The following is a 22,715-nucleotide window of genomic DNA, read 5'->3' as shown; positions in this document are numbered from 1 at the left end:
TCCCCCCTACCTTTTCTCTCAACGTTTTATGAAAGTCTGGATGTTACGATGGGATGTCTTTCTTGTCGCTTGCGCCTTGCTTGCCCATGTTGACGGACGCTTCATAGGCAGCCGGGTTTGCCTTTTTCCAGATGAAGTAGGCGATCGTGATGAGCAGCAAAAGCGGGAAGCCCATAGTCAAGGTGTCCTTAAATTCCGGCTGGAACCAGGTCGAGAGTACGACGCAAGCCAGTAAAACAGCTCCGATAATCGTCAAGTACGGGAAGCCGATCATTCTCACTGGCAGTTTGCGACCGCCCATTTCCTCCCATTTGCGGCGGAAAAACAAGTGGGTGACAAAGACCATGAACCAGGCGAACATGGCACCGAAGCTGGAAAGGGAGATCATCACGACGAACGACTGGTCAGGTGCGACGATGTTGATAATCGAGGCGATGGCAATTCCGATGGTGGACAGCGCCAGCGCTTTGACCGGAACGCCTTTTTTGCTCAGCTCTCCGAGTTTGGCAGGAGCGAAGCCTGCGCGGGACAAGGAAAATACCATGCGGGTAGAAATGTACAGCTGGCTGTTCATCGCAGACAGGGCAGCCGTGAGCACGACGAAGTTCATGATGCCAGCCGCGCCCGGAATATTGATAATTTGAAATACTTTGACAAATGGACTCGCATCACTTCCGGCATTTTGCCAAGGAACGATCATCAGCATCAAAGCGAGCGTCATGATGTAGAACAGGACGAGACGAACGACTGCCGACTTCAACGCCATCGGAACCGCTTTTTCCGGTTCTTTCGCTTCTCCAGCACTGACCGCGATCATTTCAATGCTGAGATAGCTGAACAAGGAGATGAAAATGGCGATCCACATGCCCCACATGCCATTCGGGAAAAAGCCTCCGTTGTTCGTGAAGTTTTGCGGGCCGATCTCCGGGTTCGCGCTACCGCCGAATACGACATAAGCTCCGAATACGATAAACAAAATAATGGCAGCGACTTTAATCATAGAGAACCAGTATTCGACGGTACCGAACAAATTGACACTGGTAGCGTTTACATAAAGCAGAACGGCTGAGAAGATGAGAATCCAGATGATGCCTGGAACGTCAGGGAACCAGTATTTCATGTAGACAGACATCGCAGATACTTCGGTTCCTATCGCGCAGACCAGACTGAACCAGTACGCGTAGCGGACGGAAAAGCCTGCCCACGGACTCACGTAACGCTCCGCATGGGCGCCAAACGAGCCTGTCGTCGGATGAGCTACCGTCATTTCCGCGAGGCAGCCCATCAGCAGCAGTGCGATCACGGCCCCGATCAAATAGCTGACAATTACGCTCGGTCCGGCAAAGCCAATCGCCATCCCGCTTCCCAAAAACAACCCCGTACCGATTGCGCCGCCGATGGCAATCATGGCGAGCTGGCGGGTGGTTAACCCGCGCTGCAGCCCTTTTTCACGTTCCATGATGTCTTGAAATTGATTTTGATTTGCCAAGTGCACTCACTCCTTTAACCAAGCGCTTAGGCGACAACCCCGCGCTTGTTTTCGAATTTTTCGTAGCGCTTTTCTTGCATGATCGCTTTTAACACTTGCACGCTTTCCCAGACTTCGCTGTACGTCGTGTAGAAGGCAACCGGAGCCAGGCGAATGATGTTCGGCGCGCGGAAGTCCGGAATGATCCCGCCCTCTTTCAACGCCTTGCAAATTCGCACCGCTTCTTCGTGTTCCAGGCTGACGTGACCGCCGCGGCGTTCGTCCTCTGTCGGATTCGCTACGGTAAAGCCCATGCCAGCCAGCTCCACTTCCATCAAATCCATCATGTATCTCGTAAGCTTGAGCGACTTTTCGCGGAGCTTCTCGATCGGCACTTCCTGGAACATTTCCAGCGAACCGAGCAGCGGTGCGACGCTTAGCATGTTCGGCGTTCCCAATTGATAGGCACCAGCCGTCTCGCAGACGTCCAGCGTATGTTCCATATCGAACTGTTTGTCTTTTTTCGAGCTGTACCAGCCTGTCAATCCCGGTACTCTGCCAAAATGCTTGCGGTTGACATACAGGCTTCCTACGCAGCCAGGGCCGCCGTTCAGGTACTTGTAGTTGCACCAGTAAGCGAAATCCACTTCCCACTTGCTGAAGTAGTGCGGGATGGCTCCTACCGAGTGGCAGCCGTCAAAGCCGATCAGGATGCCTCTCTCGTGAGCTGCTTTGGTCAGACGTTCGATATCGAGCAGTTGTCCGCTGCGGTAGAGCACAGTCGGCAAAATGACGAGTGCGACTTCCTCTGTCATCGCGCTGATAATGTCGTCTTCTTCAATGAGACGGCCGTCCCGGGAAGCGATGCGAACCAGCTGTTCATCCGGATTCAAGCCGTGCAGTTTGATTTGGCTTTGCAGGGCGTAAATGTCGGTCGGGAAGTCAAGCTCTGTCGCAATGATTTTCGTTCTTTTCCCTTGCGGCTGATAAAAAGTCGCTGCCAACTGATGCAAGTTGACGGTGGTAGAACCAGTCACAATGACTTCCTCCGGTTCAGCCCCGACGAGCGACGCACTCATTTCCCCCAATTTTTCTGGCAGGAAAAACCACGGATGCTGTCCTGTCGTCCAACCGTCAATGCCAAGCTCTTTCCAAGAAAGCATGATGTCCTGCAAGCTTTTCTCTGCTCGTTTTGACATAAGTCCCAGCGAATTGCCATCCAGGTACATGGCAGGCAGCAAGTAAAACTCTTCGCGGTATTTTGTCAACTCGTCCTGGGCATCCAGCTGTTGGGCGTAGCTTTGTGTTAGTGGGATAGATGATTGAGACATGAGTGACCTCCTTGATTTTCCGTTACAGGGAACGGGATTGTTCTTTTGTGACTCCCCCCGCGCCCCAGTGGGAAGGGGGAACCTCTGTTACCAGTACACGGACTTGCTCCGGCTTCACCTGCAAGCTATCTGTGATGGCTTGAGTAACGCCCTCAATCATTTGTCTGATCTGTTCTTTGTCTCGGCCTTCCAGGATGGACACCTGTACGATTGGCATGAACATCACCTCTGTCTTTTCAACAAGCTGTAAAGCCGCTGCCTCGGTTGACTATGTTGCCGGTCTACGCCTGGCAGCCGAAGGAGACACTGCCCAAACCGTCGACCGTCACGGTAATGACGTCACCCGGTTCAAAGGCAATCGCTTCTGTGATCGCACCGGACAACACAATCTGGCCTTTTTTCAAACCAAGTCCGCGCTCGCCCAGCTTGTTGACTGCCCAGGCCATTGCCGCTGCCGGCGATCCCAGCACGGCCGCTCCGGAGCCTGTCGTCTGAGTCACGCCATTTTTGCTCATGACCACACCTGTTAACGCGAGATCAAATTCGTGGGGCGATACCCATTTGCTGCCTACCAGAAAAGCGGAAGAAGAGCAATTGTCCGCCACGACATCCGGGAGGGTGAAACGGAAATTTTCATAGCGGCTGTCGATGATTTCGATGGCTGGCGCGACATAGCGCGTGGCGCGCAGCACATCTTCGGCCGTCACGGCTGTTCCCGCCAAATCTTCGCCCATGAGAAACGCGATTTCCGGCTCTGCCTTGGGATGGATGAAGCGTTGGCAGGAAAGCGGCTCCCACTCCAGCGCGAGCATCCCGTCTGTCAGGTAGCCGTAAATAGCTTCGTGCACCCCCATCATTTGCTGCTTGGCCCTGCTGGTCAATCCCAGCTTCAAGCCGATGCAGCGCTCACCATCAGCTTCCATTCGCGCAATCAGCTGCGCTTGAATCTCATAGGCAGTCTCGATGGGCAAGTCAGGGTACTTCGCCGTCAGCTTTTCCACCTCACGCCGTTCCCGTTGTGCCCTAAGTAAATATTCGACCAGCTCGCTTTGCACTTCCTGCGTCACTGTCATCTGTCATCCCCCTGCCTTTTGCAACTTCGCCAGTTCAGCCGCGACATCGATGATCATGTCTTCCTGTCCGCCGACGGCTTTGCGCCTGCCTACTTCCAGCAAAATGTCGCGCGGATCGACGCCAAACCGTTTTCCCGCCCGCTCTGCGTGCAAAAGGAAGCTGGAGTAAACTCCGGCATAGCCCATCACGAGGCTGCCCTTGCGGATTTCCTGGGAGTGCGGCATGATCGGGCCAACGATCTCTTCGGCGACGTCCATCAGTTTGTACAAATCAATCCCGATGTCCATTCCCATGCGATCCAGCACCGCAATCAACACTTCCGTCTGTGCGTTGCCCGCTCCGGCTCCCAGACAGCGGAGACTGCCGTCAATCCGGGTCGCCCCTTCCTCCAGCGCAACCAAAGTGTTGGCGATCGCCACCGACAAGTTGTTATGCGCGTGAAAGCCGATTTCGATGTCCAGCGATTGGCGCAGCGCGCGAATGCGTTCCCGTACCTGATCAGGCAAAAGCGCTCCCGCCGAATCGGTCACGTATACCGCCTCGGCACCGTAGCTCTGCATCAGCTTCGCTTGCTCGACCAGCTTTTCGACCGGGGCAGAGTGGGCCATCATCAAGAAGCCGCACACTTCCATTCCCAGCTCGCGCGCAATGTGAATGTGCTGCGCAGATACATCGGCTTCCGTCACATGGGTCGCTACCCGAACCAGTCCCGCCCCGCGGTTTTGCGCTTCCTTCAGTTCATGTACCGTACCGATGCCCGGTATGAGCAACACCGCGACTTTCGCTTGTTTGCACGAAGCAACTGCCGCTTCAATCAGTTCCATCTCACCGACGAGAGAGCGTCCGTACTGGATCGTCGAACCGCCCAGACCGTCTCCGTGGCTGACTTCGATGTAAGGGACGCCTGCATCGTCCAGCCCTTTGGCGACAGCCTGCACCTGCTCGCGCGTGAACTGATGGGCAACGACGTGGCTGCCGTCGCGCAAGCAAACCTCTGTTATTTTGATTGGTTTATCGCTATTCCGTTCCAAGGCTAACCCCTCTCCCATCCAAAAGATGACGGGCGACCTCTTCTCCCACCCGCACGGCCGCAGCCGTCATGATGTCCAAATTGCCTGCGTAAGGCGGGAAATAATCTCCTGCACCCTCGACCTCCAGGAACACGGTTACGCGATTTTCTTCAAACAGCGGTTCCTGCTTCAATCGGTAGCCAGGAACGTACTGTCTCACTTGCTCGACCATTTCCGCAATCGACTGGCGGATCGCCGCCTGATCCATCTGCTTGACTTCGCAATACACCGTGTCGCGCATCAAAATGGGCGGTTCCGCAGGATTGAGGATGATGAGCGCCTTGCCTTGATCCGCTCCCCCGACTTGCTCCAGCCCTTGGCGAGTCGTCACGGTAAACTCGTCGATATTGGCACGCGTTCCCGGGCCTGCGCTTTTGCTGGCAATCGTCGCCACGATTTCCGCATAGCTGACATCGGCTACCCGGTTGATCGCATAGACGATCGGGATCGTCGCCTGACCGCCACAAGTGATCATGTTGACGTTGGCTGTTTCTTTTTCCAGCTGCTCCTGCAGATTTACCACCGGACAGACGAAGGGGCCGCGAGCTGCCGGAGTCAGGTCAATCGCTACCTTGCCCAGCTCCTTCAGCGCTTTTGCGTGACGCACGTGCGCTTTTGCCGAGGTGGCATCAAACACGATCTCCGCCATGTCAGGCTGATCCGCAATCGCCTGTATCCCGTTGGCAAATACCGCATATCCCCGCTCTTTTGCCCGCTGTAAACCATCCGAGTCGGGATCAATCCCGATGACGGCTGCGATCTCGATTTCCCTGCTTCTCTCCAACTTGTACATCAGGTCGGTCCCGATGTTTCCTGAACCCAAGATGGCCGCCTTGATTTTTCTCACAGTATGTCTCCTCTCTAACGAAACGTCACGGTTACGGCACCCAATGCGCCAAAGCTGGCCATGACGACATCTCCCTTTTGAACAGCGACAGCAGCAGACAGCGCTCCCGGCAAAATCAGTTCACCCGCCTTCAGGCTGATGCCAAATTCATGCAGCTTGTTTGCCAGCCAGGCCACTGCGTGCGCCGGATGACCGAGCGCCGCTGCTCCTGCTCCATTTCCCACTTCAAGCCCATTTTTGTACATCGCCATTCCCACGCTGCGCAAATCCAGACCCGCCAGGCGCGTGCGCTGATCGCCGACCACGACAAGCGCCGAGGAACCGTTGTCCGCTACCGTATCGACGAGCTTGATCTTCCAGTCGGCAATCCGGCTGTCGATGATCTCCAGCGTCGGCACCACATATTCGGTCGCCATCAGCACGTCGAGATAGTTGACGTTTGGCCCCTGCAAATCCGCTCCGAGCACGAAGCCGATCTCCGCCTCCACTTTCGGAAGCAAAAGCCTGTTCACCTCGACAGTCCCGTTGTTTGACACCAGCATGTTGTCGAGCAAATGACCGTAATCCGGCTCATTCACACCGAGCATCCGCTGCATCGCCAGGCTGGTCAGCCCGACTTTTTTGCCGATGACTGCCCGACCGCTGTCGAGCTTTTTCTCCAACACCTTGAGCTGGATGCGATACGCATCGCTTGCCTCCAAGCCTGCAAAGCGTTCCGTTATCGGCGCCACTGGCTGGCAGCTTTGCTCGGCCGCCAGCAGTTCTTGCGCGATTGTCTCCACTAAGCTCCCCATCTTCTGACCACCTTTCGACTCTCCCCGCTGCCTACAGCTTCATCGTCACGGTTTTGGCTTCGGTATAAAATTCAAAGCTGTGGCGTCCGCCTTCCCGGCCGATTCCACTTGCCTTGGACCCGCCAAAAGGCGTGCGCAGGTCGCGGACGTACCAGCAATTGATCCACAACAAGCCCGAGTTGATGCCTGCCGCGACGCGGTGCGCCCGGCGCAAGTCGTTCGTCCAGACCACCCCTGCCAGTCCGTAGATGGAATCGTTGGCGATCCGAATCGCGTCTTCTTCTGTTTTGAACGGGATGACGACCAGTACCGGGCCGAAAATCTCTTCCTGGGCCACCCGCATTTTGTTATCGACATCGTACAGGACGGTCGGCTCGTAAAAATTGCCTTTGTCCAGGCCCGCTACGCGCTTGCCGCCATGTGCCAGCTTCGCCCCTTCGGCCAAGCCAATCTGCACGTACTCATCGACGGTTTCCAGATGGCTTTTGGAGACGAGCGCGCCCATGTCTGTGTCTGGAGCCAGCGGATCGCCGACTTTGATCTTCTGCACGGCGGCCACGAACTTTTCCAAAAATTGCTCGTACACCGTCTCTTGCACCAAAAGTCTGGAGCCAGCCAGGCAAATCTCGCCCTGATTGCGGAAAATCGCCTCTACGGAGCCTTTTACCGCTTCGTCCAGGTCCGCGTCCGCAAACACGATGTTCGCCGATTTTCCGCCCAGCTCCAAAGAGACGGGAATCAGCTCGGCGGCTGCGTTTTTCATGATCGTTTTGCCTGTCGTCGTCTCGCCGACAAACGAGATGCGGCGCACATGCGGGTTGGTGGTCATGGCCGTCCCGACCGTTCCGCCTGGTCCCGTCAAAATATTCAGAACGCCAGCAGGAAGGCCAGCTTCGTTGGCGATCTCACCGAGCATGAGTGCCGACAAGGGCGTATACGACGCCGGTTTGACCACGACGGTATTGCCTGCCGCCAGCGCCGCAGAAGCTTTCCACGTCATCTGCATGAACGGCAAATTCCACGGGATGATCAGGCTGGTCACGCCTGCCGGAGCGTATTTGGCGTACGACATGAAGTTGCCTTTGTCGTAGTGCTCATGGTGGACATACTTCGCCATTTCCGCAAAGAACCGCAGGTTTTGCGCCGCTCGCGGGATATCGAAGCCAAGGCTTTCCTTGATCGGTTTGCCGACGTCGAGCGTTTCGACTGTCGCCAGCTCTTCCACGCGTTCCATCACCAGATCAGACATCCGGCACAAAATTTCCGCGCGTTCCTCGGCCGATTTTTTGCTCCACACGCCGCTCTCAAAAGCAGCCTGTGCTACTTCAATCGTCCTGTTTGTATCGTGTACGTCTGCGCAAGCCACTTCCGCCAGCTTCTCGCCCGTGGCCGGATTGATCGTGTCAAACGTTTCGCCGGACTGCGCATCGACGTACTCGCCGTTGATAAACAACTTGGCATTTTTCACGTGAATGCTGTTCATAGTTCCCTCCTGCCTAGTCCTCGATCTCCAGTACCATCTCGATTTCAACTGCCGTATTGTTCGGAAGCTGGGCCATGCCTACCGCAGAGCGACCGTGCTTGCCCGCCTCGCCAAAGACGGCAACCAACAGATCGGAAGCACCGTTCATCACTTTCGGCTGGTCGGTAAACTCTTCCGTCGAATTGACAAATCCCAATATTTTGACGACTCTTTTCACTTTTCCCAGATCGCCAAGCTCCGCCTTGACCGCTGCAAGCACGTTCAGCATGGACTGACGGGCTGCCAGGTAGCCTTCCTCGACGGTCAAGTCTCTTCCCAGCTTGCCTTTGTACTGATCCACTCCCTGTCCTGCCGTAAACAACAGATTGCCTGTGCGGACGCAAGCTACGTAGTTGCCCACTGGCGTACGGAGCTGCGGAAGCGAAAGCTGCAAGGCAGCAAGATTTTCCTCCGGTGTCTTTGTCTGTTCTCCCACTCCTACCTCTCCTCTCACACTTTCAAAAATCTCAATGCATTGCCGCCGAGCATGGCGACTTTTTGTTCTTCTGTCAGCCCTGGCGTCTCGTCGATGACTTTGCCCGGCGGAAGCTCGCGCAGCAAGAACGGATAGTCGGTGCCCATGACGATTTTTTCGTGGCCGAACCTTTCGATCAAAAGCCGGATATTCAACGGCTCGTAGTTCAGCGAGTCGAAGTAAAAGTTTTGTGTGTAATGACCCGGCGGATGCTCCGTCACGCGCAGGTGCGGCCACACGTTCCAGCCTTGGTCGAGACGCGGCAGGATGTACGGAAAAGAACCGCCGCCGTGCGCAAAGCAGACGCGCAAATTCGGGAATTTCTCGATGACCCCGCCGCCGACCAGACTCGCTGCGGCAAGCGCGGTTTCGCTCGGCATTCCGACGGTGTACATGAAGTTGTGGCGCGGCATCCGCTCCCGACCCAACGTCTCCCACGGGTGGACAAACAGCGGCACGTCCCACTTCTCGCACATCTCAAAAAACGGCAGGAAGGCTGGATCGTCGAGGTTTTGCCCGTTGATGTTCGAACCGATCTCGATCCCTTTCAGCCCTAGTTGATGAATGCAGCGATCCATCTCGCGAATCGAGCTTTCCACATCTTGCAAAGGAACGGTTCCGAGTCCGATGAACCTGTCGGGATATTGACGCACTGTATCGGCGATAAAGTCGTTTTGCAGGCGGGCCATCGCTTCTGCCGCCTCGCTCGGCGCCCAATAGGAAAAGGTGACGGGAATCGGCGAGAGCACTTGCATGTCCACGCCTTCCGCGATCATGTCCGCGATCCGCTTTTGCGGGTCCCAGCACTGATCGGTAATCTCCCGAAACAGCTTTCCGCCGACCATGATGTTCGCTCCGCACGAGCATGTCGGCTGCAGGGTCGGCCAACGCTCTCCGCCGTATTTTTGCGAAAAGTCAGGCAAATCTGCCGGGATGATATGCGTGTGAAAATCTATTCTGGCTGCCATTCTTTCACTTCCTCCGACGCTACATGACCGCAGTTTTTGCATGTGCGCAAATCTTCGCTACCGTTGAAAGTATGGATCGCTTCTTTCACCTGTTTTTCGATATCTGTCAGCTGCACGCGGGTGCGGTGCATCTCCTGGTCGCACTTCTCGCAAAACCAGACGAAATCTTCCAGCTCGCCTTCATCCCGGTTGCGCTCGATGACCAACCCGATCGTGTCTGCTACACGGTGCGGGGAATGCGGAACATTCGCTGGCAACAGGAACATTTCTCCCTCGCGTACCGTGATGACCTCGCGCTTGCCTTCGGCGTTGATGATTTCCACGTAGCAGTCGCCCTTCAGCTGATAAAAAATTTCCTCGGACGGATCGACGTGGAAGTCGCGGCGTTTGTTTGGCCCGCCCAGCACCATCATCATCAGTTCGGCGTCCTTCCAAACGACTTTGTTGTTTACAGGCGGTTTCAGGCTGTCTTTATTCTCATCGATGAACTTCCAAATATTTATTGGTTTTGTGATAGTGCTCATATCGGACACGCTCCTTTTCGTATTTGAAAAATGATTCTCTCACCAATTGCAGGAGGTTTGAGTATGGTTGGCGAATGGTTCTCAGATAGACTTCTCTTTGTGGTGTTTTCGGCTGGCCGCTTGAAAACTGCTCCAACAAGGGGGAAGTCTCTTTTTGTTGCCCATCAGCCTCGATACCCAAACCGTCTGGAAACCGCCAGCGCAGCTTGCTTGACTTCGTGAATAAACGTCGCCATTTTGTCGTCGGAGAAGCGATGTTTGGGACCGGCGCAGCTTATGGAGGCGATCACTTTCCCTTCATGGTTGAAAATCGGCGCTGCCACGCATTTCAGGCCGATCTCGATCTCTTCGTCGTCGATGGCGTACCCTTGCTCGCGAATTTTGCCCAGCTCTTGCTTGATCGCGTCCGGATCAGTCAGCGTAAACGGCGTGAATGCCGTCATCTCCGCTTCTTGCAAAATGCGATCCACGGTCGCCTCATCCAAGTAAGCGAACAGCGCTTTCCCTACCCCTGTGCAATACATGGGAGCGCGCTTCCCCAGCATGGAGTACATCCGCAGGGCAGCAGGCCCTTCCACTTTTTCCACGTACACCACTTCGTCCTTGTCGAGCACGACCAGGTGAACCGTCTCTTGCAATTTCGCGACCAACTCTTGAATGATCGGGTAGGCGAGATTGCGCAGCTCCATGCCGCTGCCAACCAGGTTCCCCAGCTCGAACAGACGCAGTCCGAGCTTGTACTTTTGATCGGTCGGCTTTTGCTCCAGGTACCCTCTGTGCTCCAAGGTTTTGATCAAGCCGTGAACCGTGCTCTTTGAGAGTTGCAGCCGATCACTGATCTCCTTGACGCTCAGCTCCTGCTGCGCGAGGGAAAACAGCTCCAAAATATCGATGGCTCGATCCACAGATTGGATAAACTTTTCGCTCATGATCCCTCCTGTTCGTTCGATATTATCGAACGACATTCGATAATGTTGATTACATTTTTTATTATAGGCTCGATTTCCCAAATGCGCAACATACAATTTAGAGTTTTCTGTCATTTATGCGTTTTCATTATGGGAAAACAAAAAAAGAACCTCGCGTCATTCGTTGCACACGAGGTTCTTGCCCTATTGTCTGCCGATCCAGACGACCAGCGCGATTTGCAATAGACAAAACAGTGGGACAAAAAACAGGAAGGAGGCATGCCGGGTTTTGTGGCGGTGCAACAGCATCCCCGCCAGTGCCCCCGGTCCTCCTCCGAGAAAAGCGACGAGCAGAAGGCTGGCCTCGGGAATCCGCCAGCTTTTCCTTTTTGCCAGACGCTTGTCCGTGTACATCAGAAACCAGGCGTAGCCGTTCACAATCAGAGCGCCCGCTGCCGTGACAAACGGCTCGAAGCTGAAATACCCTCCGAGCACCAGCAACCAGGCGAGCGCAAGCACCAGATTGCGATTGCGCCTGTGCGTTGCCACTTGTTCCAGTCTCATCGCTTATTCTCCTTTGGCCCGATACGCGCGATTGCTGATGATGAGCTTGCGCACGATCAACCAGGCGGCCAGTCCCACCACGACGACCAGCAACGCGTAAAACCCGTACTGGCGAATCATCCCGATAATCGCCTCTACGTTGTTTCCGAATACATAGCCGAGAAAGTAAAAAGCAATCGTCCAGACAAGTCCGATCGGATACGACAGCAAGGCATAGCGGCGGTACGTCATGCCTCCCAGCGCCACCAAATAAGGCACGACGTGGCGGACAACCGGAAAGAGATAGCTGATGCACAAGGCTGTCGTGCCGTATTTCTCCAGCAAGCCTGTCGATCGCTCTACAGCATGTCTCATCTTTTCGCTTTTGGACAGCCATTGCAAGATCGGCTTCCCAAAGTATTTTCCTAATAAAAAACCTATGGTCAATCCGGAAGCAACTCCCATGTACCCGGCCAAAAACGAGTAGAACGGGTCCAATAGGCCAATCGAGGCGAGAAAACCTCCCGTGGCGACGACCAGCTCATCCGGGATGGGCAAGCCGACAATCCCCAGCCAGAGCAGGAAAAAAATCGCAACGTAGCCGTATTGTTCGATGATTGACATCAGCAGGTTGATTTCCATGAGGCAAAATCCCCTATCTTTGCCACTGGCGGCAAAATTTCAGTCGACGGGCAGTGGCTGCGCGCAGTATGTGACTCTTAGTTATTACGTGTGAACATGCAAAAAGGTACTTGTCTATTTTGCAATAGATGAACCATTTTTATCAAGCGAAGAAATCATGGACAACTCGACGCGCCGATCAACCAAAGTGTTTGAGCGCCTCTCGCTTGCTCAGGTTCGACAGCACAGTCCTTTCTACAAAGCCACGCACTGCTTCGGGTTCTGTTTTAGCGTATTCCCTCAGGGACCAGCCTATCGCTTTTTGAATGAAAAATTGGTTGGACGCTGCACCCGACTCGATCAAGGAAAACAGCAGCTTTTGATCGGTCTTGGCCTTATAAGACAGCTGGAACAGGATCGCTGTTCGCGCAAGCGAGATGTCGTCTCCTTGCACCCACGCTGTCACATTCGGCCGGATCAGCTCGGGATAGAGGGAAAACAGCTTGCCTGTGGTATGAGCCGCCAAATAGTCGACCGTGTCCCACCACGACTTTGTAGTAATCCAGTGGACGATCCACGGCAGATGCTCAGGTGTCAGCTGCTTTTTTCGCTTCTCCAGCAAGTCCATCGCCACGTATTGATACTCGCGCTCAGCCAGCAGCGTGAACGGCAGAAGTGACGACAGCAAAATCGTTCGTTTCTTCTTTTTTATACGGATAGTATACGACAAGGGTAAAATCGCCTTCGATGATCTCTCCGGTTCTCATCCACTTCTCCACATCGAAGGTCACTTTCGCCGTTACGGTGTGCTTGAAGTAGTCTTTTTCCAGCGCAGCATGCGCGGCAAAGTCTTCGCGCAAACGGTCGCGCTGCTCGTAAACGGCAGCATACGTCAGCTGCATCGCTTCCTTGTCCATGACATCCTCCCACCACAGCTTGCGCGGGCGATGCTTCTGGTTGCGCAGGTAGTCGAATTTCATCAGGCTGAGCACGTGTTCCAGCCCTTCGACCTTTTGCTGCTCCAAAAAGGACTGCAAGCGAGTGAACAAATCTTCCAGCTGATGCCCGATGCGGCTCCAGCCTTGCTTTTCCCAATAGTCGCCAAACGTCTGGAAGAAGTCAAACGCCGTCTCGAACTGATTGGCCAAAAGCCATTCCAAGGTCAGATCCATCCGGTGCGCGTTCCAGTATTTCTCCAGCACGTCCTCCACCCGCTTGATCTTCTGCATATCCGCAAAAGACAGCACGTTGTTGCCCAAAATCTCGTAAGGCGCTTCATCCATAAACACATAGCCGTGTTGGGCAGCGCGCGCCCGCACTCCGGTTCCGCGCAGCATTTTCAAAAAGCCGAGCTGAAGCTCCTCCGGACGCAGGGCAAACACATCGTTGAACGTCTTGCGGAAGGAGTGATAGTCTTCCTCCGGCAAGCCCGCGATCAAATCGAGATGCTGGTCGATCTTCTTCGATTCCTTGATTTGCGTAACCGTTCTGGACAGACGGTCGAAGCGCTGGATGCGCTGCACCAGGCGGTTTGTTTCGTCATTGGTAGACTGGACGCCGATCTCGAAGCGGAAAATCCCCGGAGGCGCATTTTCCGTCAAAAAGTCCAGGACGTCCGCACGCAAAATGTCTGCCGTAATCTCGAACTGAAAAACAGTGCCGTTGTGATTGTCGATAAGGAACTGGAAAATCTCCAACGCATACTTTTTATTGATATTAAACGTACGGTCAACGAACTTAATCGTTTTGATGCCATGCTGAATCAATCGCAGCAAGTCTTCCTTCACCCGCTCCAGGCTGAAGTAGCGCACGCCATCTTCAATAGAAGAAAGACAGTACTGACACTTGAACGGACACCCCCGGGATGCCTCGAAATAGACGACGCGGTTGTTCAGTTCGTCGAGATGATCCACAAATGGCGACGGAATCGCATCCATCTCTTCAATCTGTGCTCTCGGCATGGAAAAGCGAACGTACTCGTCGTCGCGATAGGCGATTCCCGCTACATCCCGCAGGCGAGGAGGCTGACCGCTGTTTTTCGCCTCCTGATAGGTTTGCAGCAGCGCAAGAAAAGTCTGCTCCCCTTCTCCGATGGCGATGACATCAATCTCCGGATGCTTTTTCATCCATTCGTCCGCATCGTAAGTCACTTCCGGCCCTCCGAGAATCACTGGAACATCGGGACATATTTTTTTCAATGTGCGGATCACGTCCAACGTCTCGCGAATGTTCCAGATATAACAGGAAAAGGCGACGAGGTCGGGCTGTCGCTTGTAGATGTCCGCCACGATGTTGAGCGTCACGTCGTTGATCGTATACTCCACCAGCTCGATGCCCGGAAAAGCTTCCTGGGCGTAGCTGCGCAAATAGCGCAAAGCCAGTGAGGAGTGAATGAACTTGGCATTTAAGGTCGATAATACAATCTTCATGAATGAGTCTACTCTCCTTGCACAATCCGGCCATGCCACCAACCATCTGTGCTGCGACAGTCGGTGGAAAACCGAGCGATTTCCTTTCGTAACAGTACCACACGAGACAAGAACACGGCAAATCCTGTTCTGATCAGCGATTCAACTCTCGCACGACATGCCCCAGTTCCGGCACGATCAGGCGATTCATCGCCAGCTTGACCGCACCTGTCGATCCAGGCGTGGAGAAGATCATTTTTCCTCCCCGGGTGCCCGCGACTGCGCGACTGAGCATGGCCGCCGATCCGATATCTTCCGTAAAGCTCAGCATCCGAAACAGCTCGCCAAAGCCGGGCATTTCTTTTTCCAGCAAGCCGCGCACCGCTTCGAACGTGTTGTCGCGCGGCGATATGCCTGTCCCGCCGTTGAGCAAAATGACCTGCACGTCTGGATGCGCCACTCCTGCTTCGATAGCTGCGATCACCTCGGCAGGCTCGTCCTTCACGATCTGGTACAGGGCAACGTGATGACCTGCTTCGCCCACCAGTTGCTTCATTAATTGTCCGCTCTTGTCTGTCTCTTCGGTTCGCGTATCTGACACGGTGATGACCATGCACGTTACGTGTTTGGGCGACAATGCCTTGTGCTCCTGTGTGCTCATTTTGCGTCCTCCCCTTTTCCTGCTGGCGCATTTTCTCTCATTCTACCATTTTCCCTCAATCCGGTACGGCTCAACCGCGCGATTTCCGTGAAAACCTCTCGACGTTTTTCACACTTCTGCTACCCGAGATGGCGCGGTTTTCGATATAATGCTGATGACAGCTATTTTCGACAGACAAGGAGGCGTCCCCGGATGGCAGAACGCCCATTTTTTTCGTTCCATTTTCACAAGCAATCCCACACGCCCATTTATGTGCAACTAGCCGAGCAACTGAAAACAGCTATTCTGCGCGGGGCCTTTCTTGTAGACGGTCAGCAGTTGATTTCCCTTCGCGATATGAAAACCGTCAGCGGCTGCTCGCTGGAAACCGTCAAAAAAGCATACGATCACCTCGCATTGGAAGGCTGGCTGGAGGCGGTGCACGGCAAAGGCTACTACTTGACGCAACTGGCAAAAGAAGCGCGTCTGGAAAGCCGCCTGCCGCTCACCGACATTCCGATCGCTTCGCTCGCCGACTCTTCTCCCCGCCCTGGCGAAGAGCTGGTCAAGCGACTGCGCGGCGCCTTTTACGAGAGCCTGGCCGTACTGGACGAACCTTCGGCGCAAAAGAAACTCCGCCGCGCCCAAGCCGCCAAAGTATTTGCTGACCACCTGAGCAGAAGAGGCTTGCCGCACTCCCCTGAACGCGTGCTGCTGTTCAACCGGAGTACGAGCGGGTTCGCCTTTCTCGCCCAGCGCATCATGAATCCGCGCGATGTCGTCTACGTGGAGGAATACAGCTACCCCGTCTTTTTGCGCTTGCTCAGTCAGTGCGGCATCACGGTGCGTCCGATTCGGCTCGACGACGAAGGAGTCAGCATAGAAGCACTCGATCAGGAACAGGAGCACTACCCGGCCAACTGGCTCTTGATCAATCCGCACTATCATTTTCCTACCGGGATCAGCTACTCGCTGAAACGCAAGGAAGAACTGCTTGCCTGGGCCGAACGCCACAGCGTGCGCATCGTGGAAAACGACCACTACGGCGACTTGTGGTTCGAGGAGCCGAGCAAGCCGATTTACGAGATGGCTTTTCAGCAAAAAAGCCCTGTCGACGTGTACTACCTGCACTCTCTGTCCAAGACGCTGGCGCGCGATCTGCAACTCGGCGTCCTGATGCTGCCTTCTGATTTTGCCGAAGAGGAGCTGGAGCGCTACAGACAGATTGTCTCGATGACAGGCGCGGAGCCGTCGCTCTTGGTCGTAGAGGCAGCCGTTACACTCCTCGGCGATCCCTGGTTTTACGAAAAGTATTTGCCGGATCACCGCGCTCTGTTCCAGTCCCGCTTCCTTAGGCTTTGGAAGGAAAAGCAGCAGGCTTTGCCGTCCCACGCCCGGATGTATCCGATTTCCGGCGGGCTGAATACGTGGATCGAATGGGGAAATCCGACTACGAACGCCACCGAGCTGGAAGAGCGGGTCGTAACCATCTTGCGGGAAGAAGGGCTTGAGCTTACGTGCGGCCATGCTTTTCGGGTAGCTGACGAGCCTGACGACACCAAGCGCCGCCCTGCTGTCCGGTTTCCGCTCGCCCCGCTGGAGGAGCGCGAACTGAAGCACTGGCTGCATCGCCTGGGGGCCGCCCTTTTGCGGTAATTTTTTCAGGGGAAACGCCATACTAAGGAAATACCGAGCTTTTCTCGCATCAAACCATTCACAATCGTATAAAGAAGTCGAGGTATGACCTACATGATCAGAAAATGGACTGACAAGCTACAGCTTGATCCCCCGAAAACACTCGTCCTTGGGTTCGCCCTGATTATCCTTCTCGGCACATTCCTGTTGACCCTGCCGAGCGCTACCGTCAACGGACAAGGACTGCCGTGGCTTGATTCTCTGTTCACCGCCACTTCGGCCACCTGCGTGACAGGTCTGGTCGTCGTGGACACCGGAACGACCTTTACGACTTTCGGTCAGATGGTCATCCTCTCGCTTATCCAAATTGGCGGTCTTGGCTTCATGACCGTCGCCACTTTCTTTTCCTTGATCATGCGCAAAAAAATCTCGTTGCGCGAGCGGCTGATCTTGCAAGAGTCGCTGAACCAGATGACGATGGAAGGCGTCGTCCGTCTGGCCAAAATGATCCTGATTTTCACCGCGCTGGCAGAGCTGATCGGCGGGGTTTTGCTTTCGATCCGGTTCGCCTTCGACTTTCCTTTGCCAAAAGCGATCTACTTTGGCTTTTTTCACGCCATCTCCAATTTCAACAACGCCGGCTTTGACTTGATGGGCGACTTCGCCAGCCTGACGGGCTATGTAGACGATCCGCTCGTCACGCTCGTCGTATGCTTATTGATTATTCTCGGCGGGATTGGCTTTATCGTCGTCAGCGATCTGTACGAATATCGCCATACGCGCCGCCTGTCGCTGCATACCAAAGTCGTCCTGTCCACGACTGCCCTCTTGGTGCTGGGCGGTACGGTGCTGATCTTCATTTTGGAGTATACGAACCCGAAAACGTTGCAGCCGCTCTCCATGCTCGGAAAAGTGCTCGGCTCGCTCTATCAGTCTGTGACGGCGCGAACGGCCGGGTCGAACACGCTGAGCATCGGCGACATGCGCCAGTCTTCGCTGTTCCTGATCATTTTGCTGATGTTCATCGGGGCTTCTCCCGGTTCCACCGGGGGCGGGATCAAGACGACGACGTTTGCCACGCTCATCGGTGCGGTCATCGCCCAGATCAAAGGGAAGGAAGACGTCATCTTTTTCCGGCAACGCATTTTGCCGCACATGATTTACAAGTCGCTGACCGTGACCATGACCGGGTTGTTCATCGTCATGGCCGTCACGATGGCTCTGTCCATTACGGAAGCAGGCGCACGTTTTGAAATGATTTTGTTCGAAGTCACGTCCGCTTTCGCCACGACCGGGTTATCGATGGGGCTGACCCCCAGTCTCTCCCCGATCGGCAAAACGCTGATCATTTTGACGATGTTCGCAGGACGGGTCGGGCCGCTGACGATCGCATTCGCGCTGGCCCAACGCAGGCAGAAAGAATACTTCCGCTATCCAAAAGGCAAAATCACGATCGGTTGAATGAACGAACGAAAACCCTGCCAGTTGTCCATTGGGACGCTGCGGCAGGGTTTTTCATCTTTTTCGTGCTTTTGCTTACTTATGCTGCAACTGTTTGGACAGCTCGTCGCGAACCAGTTGGCCCATTGCCACGGTGCCAATCGCTTTGCTCGGATCTGCTGCGATATCGCCTGTGCGGTGTCCGGCCTCAAGAACGGCCCACACGGCATTCTCGACCGCTGCCGCAGCCTCATCCATGCCGAGCGAGAGGCGAAGCATCATCGCTACGGAAAGAATCGTCGCCAGCGGATTGGCAATGCCTTTTCCGGCAATATCAGGCGCGGAGCCGTGCACAGGTTCGTACAGACCGAAGCTTCCCGCTGCCAGACTGGCAGAAGCGAGCATTCCGATCGATCCGGTCAGCATAGCCGCCTGATCGCTCAAAATGTCTCCAAACATGTTTTCCGTCACGATGACGTCGAACTGCTTCGGTGCGCGAACAAGCTGCATCGCGCACGAATCGACCAGCTGATGCGACAGCTCCACGTCAGGATAGTCGGCTGCAACGCGTTCGGCTACTTTGCGCCAGAGGCGGGAGCTTTCCAAGACGTTCGCTTTGTCGACGGAGACGAGACGTTTTTGACGCTTGCGGGCGATATCGAAGCCCACGCGGATGATTCGCTCCACTTCGGCTTCGTTGTAGATGCACTGATCTTCCGCTACTTCTCCGTTCGGGCCGTCGTAGCGCTTTTTCTCCCCGAAGTAAATGCCGCCAGTCAGCTCGCGCACGACAATCAGGTCTACGCCGGAAACCACTTCAGGCTTGAGCGAAGAGGCGTCGACGAGCGAGCTGTGCATGGTCGCCGGGCGAATGTTGGCAAACAATCCAAGCGCTTTGCGAATGCCCAAAAGGCCAGTTTCCGGGCGCAGATGTCCCGGGTTTTGATCCCACTTCGGTCCGCCTACTGCGCCAAGCAGCACAGCGTCAGCTTGCTTCGTCAATGTGATGGTTGCTTCCGGCAAAGGAGTTCCGTCCGTGTCGATGGCAATTCCACCGATTCGGCCTTCCTCGCACGTAAATGTAACGCCTTCGCGCTCTCCTACAAGCTGAAGGACTTTGACTGCTTCCTGCATGATCTCCGGTCCGATACCGTCACCAGGAAGAACGGCGATGCGATAGTTTTTCTTCATCGTTTATCCCGCATTTCTTTTCTGTAATGGTTTTTCGTTCCTTGCTGGTTCCTGTTCCTATCCAATACGCTTTCTTTCTAGTTCACAGCCACTGGTACCGATTCCCCGCGACGCTCCAAAATTTTGTTGATGGCGCGTATATAGGCAATCGCGCTCGCTTCCAGCACGTCCGTACTGACTCCACGGCCCGTAACCGTCAGCTCGCCCTGTTGCAGACGGACATACACTTCGCCGAGCGCATCCTGGCCATGCGTAACCGAAAGAATTTTGTAGTCAATCAAAGTGACTTCTTCTCCAGTCGCACGGTCGATCGCTTTGTAGATCGCATCGACGGAACCATTGCCAATCGCTGCTTCTTCTACGACCGAATCGTCAGCCCGCTTGAGACGAACGCTGGCGGTCGGCACGGAAATGTTGCCGTAGGCGAGTTGAACCGATTCCAGCTGGAACGCTTCCTGGCCGCGAACGATTTTGGTATCGATCAAGGCAAGAATGTCGTCGTCCGTAATTTCCTTTTTCTTGTCGCACAATGCTTTGAATGCGGCAAAAGCGGCGTTTACTTCCTCTTGGTCGAGGTGGTAGCCCAGTTCCACCAGCTTTTCCTTGAAGGCGTGACGGCCCGAGTGCTTGCCGAGAACCAGTTTGTTTGACTTGAAGCCGACCGACTCTGGACGAATAATCTCGTAGGTGGTAACTTCCTTCAAAACGCCATCCTGATGGATACCGGATTCGTGCGCAAAAGCGTTCGCTCCTACGACGGCCTTGTTGCCCGGCACGATCATTCCCGTCAAACGGCTCACCAGCTGGCTGGTCCGCGCGATTTCCTTCAAGTGCAGCTTGGTTGTCGCCTGGTAGTAATCTTTGCGAGTCTCAAGAGCGAGCGCGACTTCTTCCAAGGCAGCGTTGCCGGCGCGTTCACCGATCCCGTTGATCGTGCCTTCCACTTGGGTCGCCCCGCCTTCTACTGCTGCCAAACTGTTCGCGACAGCCATTCCCAGGTCATCGTGGCAATGACAGCTCAGGCGGATTCCGTCTGTAGCCGGCACGCGCTTTTTCAACTCGCGGAAAATGTTTCCGTACTGATAAGGCGTCATGTAGCCAACCGTGTCCGGAATATTGACAGTCGTAGCCCCAGCCTTGATGACTGCCTCCACTACCTCGGCCAAAAAGTCGATCTCTGTACGCGCTGCATCCTCGGCAGAAAATTGTACTTCCGTGAAATACTTTTTCGCATACGTGACTGCCTCCACCGCACGAGCAAGGACTTGCTCCTTGCTCATGTTCAGTTTGTACTGGCGGTGGATCGGAGAGGTTGCAAGAAAGACGTGGAGGGATGCGTTTTGCGCGTTGCGCAGCGCTTCGTACGCCTTATCCATGTCGTCTTTGACGGCACGTGCGAGACTTACGATGGTGGAGTTTTTCACCCGCTTCGCCACTTCGGCCACAGACTTTTGGTCGCCCGGGGAAGCAGCCGCGAAGCCGGCCTCAATTCTGTTTACGCCCAGCTTTTCCAGTTGGAGGGCGATCTCCACCTTTTCGTTCGTGCTAATGTTGACGCCCGGAGACTGCTCCCCATCACGTAATGTCGTATCAAAAATCTCAATGGTCCGCATGAACTTTTCACCTCCACATTTTTTCCTACATTATATATGTCTCTTTGTAACGATCCTTATTGACCGATTTTCGCTTCTTCTTTTTTCGTGTCTTTGTTCAGCCAAGACATCATGCCGCGCAGTTGTTGACCTACTACTTCGATGCCGTGTTCTGCTTCCAGACGGCGGCGGGAAGTGAAGCCAGGGCGGTTCGCTTGGTTTTCCAAGATCCAGTTGCGAGCGAAAGTACCGTCTTGGATTTCAGCCAGCACTTTTTTCATTTCTTTGCGAGTCTCGTCTGTGATGATGCGGCGGCCTGTGCTGTAGTCACCGTATTCCGCTGTGTCACTGATCGAGTAGCGCATGCGAGCCAGACCGCCCTCGTACATCAGGTCGACGATCAGCTTCAGCTCATGCAAGCACTCGAAGTAGGCGATCTCAGGGGCGTACCCTGCTTCTACCAGCGTATCGAATCCTGCTTTTACCAGCTCGCTTGCTCCGCCACACAATACCGCTTGCTCACCGAACAGGTCTGTTTCTGTCTCTTCACGGAAGGTTGTTTCGATTACGCCTGCTTTGGTGCAACCGATTCCGCTGGAGTAGGCCAGAGCGAGGTCTTTCGCATTGCCAGTCGCATCCTGATAGATCGCGATCAGACCAGGTACGCCGAAGCCTTCTTGGTATACGCGGCGAACGAGGTGACCAGGGCTTTTCGGAGCGGACATGATGACGTCAACGTCTGCTGGCGGCACGATTTGCGCATAGTGGATGTTGAAGCCGTGGGAGAAGCACAGTGCTGCGCCGGATTTCAGGTTTGGCGCGATCTCGTCGCGGTACACTTGCGCCTGGCGCTCGTCTGGCATCAAGATTTGCACAACATCAGCGCGCTTGGTTGCTTCTGCTACCGTCAAAACTTCAAAGCCGTCTTTAGCCGCTACATCCCAGGATTTCCCGGGGCGCAGACCTACTACTACTTTATAACCGCTGTCGCGTAGGTTTTGTGCTTGCGCATGGCCTTGGCTGCCGTAGCCGATGATCGCAATTGTTTTGCCACGCAGTACCTCTTTGTTTACGTCCGCTTCATAATACATTTTTACCATTTGTGTAGCCTCCCTGAAATATCGTTTAGTTTGAATTTCTATTCTGAATTTTGCAATTTAAACCGTTGCTGCGGCTGTTGCTGGAACAATACTGCGCGCCATCGCTACTGATCCGGTGCGGGTCAGTTCGAGTACCCCATAGCTTTGCAAAAGGACAAGCAGCGCGTCGATTTTTTCGGTGTCACCCGTCACTTGCACGATCAGCGAAGTCGGCCCGACATCGACGATCGCGGCGCGGAACGGCTCGACGATCCCGTTCAGCTCTGCCAGCTGGCTTGGCGAAGCACTTACCTTGATCAGCGCCAGCTCTCTGGAAACATAAGGATTTTCGCTGAGGTTCGTCACCGAGATGACATCGATCAGTTTTTGCAGTTGCTTCATCAGTTGTTGGATCTGACGGTCATCTGCGCCTGTGGTAATAATCATCCGGGACAGACCTTGTTCTTCTGTTCCGCCCACCGTGATGCTGTCGATGTTATAGCCGCGCTGCCCGAACAAGGTAGCGACTCGGGTCAAAACGCCGGGGTGATCGTTGACGAGTACGGCGATGGTATGTTGTTGCAT

General features: G+C 54.7%; 23 protein-coding genes. 2 read left to right on the top strand and 21 right to left on the bottom strand.

Annotated elements, in window-relative coordinates; all coding sequences use genetic code 11:
* Nucleotides 1–43 precede the first annotated feature (43 nt).
* From DEP07_RS26420 to DEP07_RS26340, 17 genes are all read right to left on the bottom strand, one after another.
* The gene (locus DEP07_RS26420) at nt 44–1,459 is read right to left on the bottom strand and encodes an amino acid permease (RefSeq protein ID WP_122963265.1); all 1,416 of its coding nucleotides are present in this window, start codon (nt 1,457–1,459) and stop codon (nt 44–46) included.
* A gap of 56 nt (nt 1,460–1,515) precedes the next feature.
* Nucleotides 1,516–2,799 (bottom strand): kynureninase, encoded by a 1,284-nt coding sequence (gene kynU / locus DEP07_RS26415; RefSeq protein WP_122963148.1) that lies wholly within the window; start codon nt 2,797–2,799, stop codon nt 1,516–1,518.
* Nucleotides 2,800–2,821: 22 nt separating this feature from the next.
* The gene (locus tag DEP07_RS26410) at nt 2,822–3,016 is read right to left on the bottom strand and encodes a 4-oxalocrotonate tautomerase (RefSeq protein WP_122963147.1); all 195 of its coding nucleotides are present in this window, start codon (nt 3,014–3,016) and stop codon (nt 2,822–2,824) included.
* A gap of 64 nt (nt 3,017–3,080) precedes the next feature.
* Entirely contained in the window at nt 3,081–3,872 is a 792-nt protein-coding gene (locus DEP07_RS26405; protein WP_122963146.1) for a 2-keto-4-pentenoate hydratase, read from the bottom strand.
* A 3-nt stretch (nt 3,873–3,875) separates the two neighbouring features.
* Nucleotides 3,876–4,904, bottom strand: a complete 1,029-nt coding sequence (gene dmpG / locus DEP07_RS26400; RefSeq protein WP_122963145.1) for a 4-hydroxy-2-oxovalerate aldolase — start codon at nt 4,902–4,904, stop codon at nt 3,876–3,878.
* Nucleotides 4,891–5,790 (bottom strand): acetaldehyde dehydrogenase (acetylating), encoded by a 900-nt coding sequence (locus DEP07_RS26395; RefSeq protein WP_242772129.1) that lies wholly within the window; start codon nt 5,788–5,790, stop codon nt 4,891–4,893. Before DEP07_RS26395 ends, dmpG begins: the two co-directional genes overlap by 14 nt.
* 14 nt (nt 5,791–5,804) lie before the next feature.
* On the bottom strand, nt 5,805–6,584 hold the full coding sequence (locus DEP07_RS26390) for a 2-keto-4-pentenoate hydratase (protein ID WP_274875090.1): 780 nt from the start codon (nt 6,582–6,584) through the stop codon (nt 5,805–5,807).
* Nucleotides 6,585–6,615: 31 nt separating this feature from the next.
* Nucleotides 6,616–8,067 carry an aldehyde dehydrogenase gene (locus DEP07_RS26385; RefSeq protein ID WP_274875089.1) on the bottom strand — a complete coding sequence of 484 codons (1,452 nt, stop codon included), beginning with the start codon at nt 8,065–8,067 and terminating at the stop codon, nt 6,616–6,618.
* Between the two features lie 13 nt (nt 8,068–8,080).
* Nucleotides 8,081–8,542 (bottom strand): RidA family protein, encoded by a 462-nt coding sequence (locus tag DEP07_RS26380; protein WP_122963141.1) that lies wholly within the window; start codon nt 8,540–8,542, stop codon nt 8,081–8,083.
* A gap of 14 nt (nt 8,543–8,556) precedes the next feature.
* Nucleotides 8,557–9,549: an amidohydrolase family protein gene (locus DEP07_RS26375; RefSeq protein WP_287103235.1), complete on the bottom strand. Its 993-nt coding sequence runs from the start codon at nt 9,547–9,549 to the stop codon at nt 8,557–8,559.
* Nucleotides 9,534–10,073 (bottom strand): 3-hydroxyanthranilate 3,4-dioxygenase, encoded by a 540-nt coding sequence (locus tag DEP07_RS26370; RefSeq protein ID WP_122963139.1) that lies wholly within the window; start codon nt 10,071–10,073, stop codon nt 9,534–9,536. Before DEP07_RS26370 ends, DEP07_RS26375 begins: the two co-directional genes overlap by 16 nt.
* 164 nt (nt 10,074–10,237) lie before the next feature.
* Entirely contained in the window at nt 10,238–11,002 is a 765-nt protein-coding gene (locus DEP07_RS26365) for an IclR family transcriptional regulator (RefSeq protein WP_122963138.1), read from the bottom strand.
* A 183-nt stretch (nt 11,003–11,185) separates the two neighbouring features.
* Nucleotides 11,186–11,545 carry a DUF1294 domain-containing protein gene (locus DEP07_RS26360; RefSeq protein ID WP_122963137.1) on the bottom strand — a complete coding sequence of 120 codons (360 nt, stop codon included), beginning with the start codon at nt 11,543–11,545 and terminating at the stop codon, nt 11,186–11,188.
* Between the two features lie 3 nt (nt 11,546–11,548).
* Nucleotides 11,549–12,166, bottom strand: coding sequence for a DedA family protein (locus DEP07_RS26355; RefSeq protein ID WP_063228714.1), 618 nt, complete (start codon nt 12,164–12,166; stop codon nt 11,549–11,551).
* A 178-nt stretch (nt 12,167–12,344) separates the two neighbouring features.
* A complete protein-coding gene (locus tag DEP07_RS26350; RefSeq protein WP_281869047.1) occupies nt 12,345–12,833 on the bottom strand; it encodes a DNA alkylation repair protein in 489 nt (162 codons plus the stop codon).
* Nucleotides 12,796–14,574 carry a B12-binding domain-containing radical SAM protein gene (locus tag DEP07_RS26345; RefSeq protein ID WP_122963136.1) on the bottom strand — a complete coding sequence of 593 codons (1,779 nt, stop codon included), beginning with the start codon at nt 14,572–14,574 and terminating at the stop codon, nt 12,796–12,798. Before DEP07_RS26345 ends, DEP07_RS26350 begins: the two co-directional genes overlap by 38 nt.
* A 133-nt stretch (nt 14,575–14,707) precedes the next feature.
* Nucleotides 14,708–15,214 (bottom strand): MogA/MoaB family molybdenum cofactor biosynthesis protein, encoded by a 507-nt coding sequence (locus tag DEP07_RS26340; protein WP_173596216.1) that lies wholly within the window; start codon nt 15,212–15,214, stop codon nt 14,708–14,710.
* Between the two features lie 192 nt (nt 15,215–15,406).
* Between DEP07_RS26340 and DEP07_RS26335 the strand changes: the two genes are divergently transcribed.
* Together DEP07_RS26335 and DEP07_RS26330 are read left to right on the top strand one after the other, a co-directional pair.
* Nucleotides 15,407–16,849, top strand: coding sequence for an aminotransferase-like domain-containing protein (locus tag DEP07_RS26335; protein ID WP_173596215.1), 1,443 nt, complete (start codon nt 15,407–15,409; stop codon nt 16,847–16,849).
* Between the two features lie 93 nt (nt 16,850–16,942).
* Nucleotides 16,943–18,289, top strand: a complete 1,347-nt coding sequence (locus DEP07_RS26330; RefSeq protein WP_122963264.1) for a TrkH family potassium uptake protein — start codon at nt 16,943–16,945, stop codon at nt 18,287–18,289.
* 75 nt (nt 18,290–18,364) lie between these two features.
* Here the strand turns inward: DEP07_RS26330 and leuB are convergent, their stop codons facing one another.
* From leuB to ilvN, 4 genes are all read right to left on the bottom strand, one after another.
* Nucleotides 18,365–19,459, bottom strand: a complete 1,095-nt coding sequence (gene leuB, locus DEP07_RS26325; RefSeq protein ID WP_173596213.1) for a 3-isopropylmalate dehydrogenase — start codon at nt 19,457–19,459, stop codon at nt 18,365–18,367.
* Between the two features lie 77 nt (nt 19,460–19,536).
* Complete coding sequence (locus DEP07_RS26320; protein ID WP_122963132.1) at nt 19,537–21,072, bottom strand: 2-isopropylmalate synthase; 1,536 nt, start codon at nt 21,070–21,072, stop codon at nt 19,537–19,539.
* A gap of 56 nt (nt 21,073–21,128) precedes the next feature.
* A complete protein-coding gene (gene ilvC / locus DEP07_RS26315; protein ID WP_122963131.1) occupies nt 21,129–22,151 on the bottom strand; it encodes a ketol-acid reductoisomerase in 1,023 nt (340 codons plus the stop codon).
* Between the two features lie 57 nt (nt 22,152–22,208).
* Nucleotides 22,209–22,715, bottom strand: coding sequence for an acetolactate synthase small subunit (gene ilvN, locus DEP07_RS26310; protein ID WP_063228706.1), 507 nt, complete (start codon nt 22,713–22,715; stop codon nt 22,209–22,211).

The organism is Brevibacillus sp. (assembly GCF_003521185.1).
In the GTDB taxonomy this organism is placed as follows: Bacteria; Bacillota; Bacilli; order Brevibacillales; family Brevibacillaceae; genus Brevibacillus; species Brevibacillus parabrevis.
This window is presented reverse-complemented; position numbering and strand designations above follow the sequence as displayed.